Raw genomic sequence first — 2,790 nt, 5'->3', positions numbered from 1 at the left:
CTCCAGCACCTCGCCGAGCGTGTGCAGCAGCGGCGAGTTCATCTCGCGGATGCGGCTGGACGTCTTCAGGTGGCGGGCGCGGTGCAGGTTCTCGCTGTTCAGCAGCGTCAGGAATTCCGGGTGTGCGAGGTAGTGCTCCCAGGTGAACGACACCAGCCGGCGCACCGCGTCGGGCGGGCTCAGGCGTTCGAGGTGCAGCTCGCGCTCGGCGTCGCGGATGTCGGCATAGGTCTGCTCGAGCACCGCGAGGAACAGCTCGTCCTTGCCGCCGAAGTAGTAGTAGATGAGGCGCTTGTTGACGCCGGCGCGCTCGGCGATGCCGTCGATGCGCGCGCCACCCAGGCCGCTTGCGGCGAACTCGTGCATCGCGGCGCGCAGGATCTCCTGCTGCGTGCGGTCGGCGTCACGGGTGCGCAGCTCGACGATGGTGGCTGCGCTGGCAGCGGTGGCGGGCAGGGGCGACGGCATGGCGCCCATAATTCAACGGATGGTGAATTATGGGCATCCGGTTGAACCCTACTTCGGCAGGCGCAAGCCCATCAGGCTGTCGACCGCAGCGCGGGTGATCGTGTTCGGCAACGCCGGCACGATGGCCTTCAACGAGGCCGGGATGGCGCCCGGGTGGACCATCGCCACCTGCACCGCGCGCGACTGCTCGTCGAGCAGCACCAGGTAGTAGCGGTCATCCACCGGACGGCGCCAGACCGGGCCGGCGCTGCCGCGGTTGTTGGCGTCGATGACGGCCCCTTGCTTCATCACCGTCCGGCTGTTCGCGTCGAGCAGGTCGGCATCGGTCGAGAAGTGATCCATCGTGCAGCCCTTGACGCCGCAGGTCGAGCCGCCCAGCGAGCCGACCTGGTACGAGCGGATGCCGGTGCTGATGATGTCGCGGTTGCCGTACTGCGCGCCTTGCGATTCGGCCACCACCTCGAGGATGTTGATCTGGCCGCAGCCGTCGCCGAGCCCGGCGTTGCCGGGGGTGTTGCTGAAGCAGTGGCAGGGGCTGTAGCCCGACCAGCCGTCGCGGTACAGCTCCGACGGGGCGACCGCGAGCCACGGCGAGTCTTCGGCCTTCTCGTCCTTGCCGTCGGTGACGCAGCTCAGCGGCTTCATCGTCGGGTCGTCGGCGTACGGCATGCCGGCCAGCATCACGACCAGCTTCGAGCCCTTCCAGCCGACGAAGTCGAGGTCGGAGCCCGGGCAGTACGGGTCGCTGCCGGGGCCGCACTTGAACGGCTTCTCCTGCGACGCGAAGACGGTGCAGCTGTTGCCGAGCTCGCTGGGCAGCACCTTCGAACCTTTCGGTCCGGAGAAGTGGAAGTTGTACGGCTTGTCGGGCGTGCGGCGGTCCCAGAACGAGCGGATCGCCCAGTTGCCGTCGGTGGCGCCCAGCGGCTGGTAGACGACCAGTTGCTTGATGCGCAGCGGGCCGTCGAGCACCAGCCCGAGTTCTTCGTTGAACGGGCTGATCCTGTCGCTGGTGACGTCGTGCTTCGTGCGGCAGCAGGATTCATCACCCCACGGGAACTTGATGACTTCCGACTGCACGTTGCAGCTCGCGCTGCCGGCCTGCGCCTCGATGCGGCGGCCCCAGTAGCCCTTGGCGCCGATGTTCGTGAAGGTCAGCGTGCCGCCGAGCGTCGGCGTGCCGTTGTTGCTCGTCGGGGACGCCGTGTGGGCGGGAGCCTGGGTGTTGCCCAGGTCCGACCAGGTGTTGGCGGACGGCGCGGGGGCCGGAGCCGGGCTCGGTGCCGGCGCGGGTGCCGGACTCGGTGCGGGGCTCGGGGATGGCGCAGGACTCGGCGCCGGTGCCGGAGCGGGACTCGGAGCGGGAGCCGGGCTCGGCGAAGGGGCCGGCGCCGGGGCTGGGGCTGGGGCCGGCGACGGTGCGCCGCCTCCGACGGGCGACGGCGCAGGGCTGTCTCCACCGCCGCYGCTGCAGGCGGCGAGGGCAACGGTTGCGAACAGGGCGGCCAGCAGGGAAGTCTTTTTCATGGCCAGGCAGGGGCAAGTCGCGGGCCATGCGGGTGCCGCGGCGACGCACGGGGCAGGGCCGCCCACGCGGCCCGCCAGCCCGCGCCGGCGCTGCGTTCGCGCGACCCATCGGCGCAGCGCATGTGCACCATATGCGCCAGCGCAGACGCCGATTGCGTCGCCCGCGGACACATCCTGTTCCAGGTTGCCGCGAATCGTCAGCGCACGAGGCACACTGGGCGCTTCTGTCCAGCTTCCTGCGCCGCGCCGACATGACTGAATCCGCGTCCTCCTCGCCCCGCCCGCAACGCCTCGCCGGCCATGTGCTCGTCGAAGCCCTGATCGCCCAGGGCATCGACACCGTCTTCGGTGTCCCCGGCGAGAGCTACCTGGCGGTGCTCGACGGCTTCCATGAACACCGCGACAGCATCCGCTTCATCGCCTGCCGGCAGGAGGGCGGCGCCGCCTTCATGGCCGAGGCGCAGGGCAAGCTGACCGGCCGCCCGGGCGTGTGCTTCGTGACGCGCGGCCCCGGTGCCACCAACGCCAGCATCGGGCTGCACACCGCCTTCCAGGACAGCACGCCGATGGTGCTGTTCATCGGCCAGGTGGCGAGCGACCAGCGCGACCGCGAGGCCTTCCAGGAGCTCGACTACCGGCAGGTGTTCGGCCCCGGCACGCTCGGCTTCGCGAAGTGGGTCGGCGAGGTGCACGACCCGGCGCGGCTGCCGGAGTACATCTCGCGCGCCTTCCACACCGCGCTGCAGGGGCGGCCCGGGCCGGTGGTGCTGGTGCTGCCGGAAGACATGCTGACCC

3 protein-coding genes are annotated in these 2,790 nt (G+C 70.5%); 1 reads left to right on the top strand and 2 read right to left on the bottom strand.

Annotated features, from left to right (window positions below; translation table 11 throughout):
* Both AC1D15_RS25530 and AC1D15_RS25525 read right to left on the bottom strand, forming a co-directional pair.
* The coding region (locus AC1D15_RS25530; RefSeq protein ID WP_477828193.1) for a TetR/AcrR family transcriptional regulator at positions 1 to 468 on the bottom strand (468 nt) is incomplete at its 3' end.
* 48 nt (positions 469 to 516) lie between these two features.
* Positions 517 to 1,995 carry a DUF2403 domain-containing lipoprotein gene (locus AC1D15_RS25525; RefSeq protein ID WP_477828192.1) on the bottom strand — a complete coding sequence of 493 codons (1,479 nt, stop codon included), beginning with the start codon at positions 1,993 to 1,995 and terminating at the stop codon, positions 517 to 519.
* Positions 1,996 to 2,246: 251 nt separating this feature from the next.
* Here AC1D15_RS25525 and AC1D15_RS25520 point away from each other — a divergent pair.
* Positions 2,247 to 2,790: thiamine pyrophosphate-binding protein (locus tag AC1D15_RS25520; RefSeq protein WP_477828191.1), on the top strand; the 544-nt coding region annotated here is incomplete at its 3' end.

It is taken from the genome of Rhizobacter sp. P2_H2, assembly GCF_056403375.1.
Note: the sequence above shows the minus strand (reverse complement) of the source record. Positions and strands in the feature narration are given on the sequence as shown.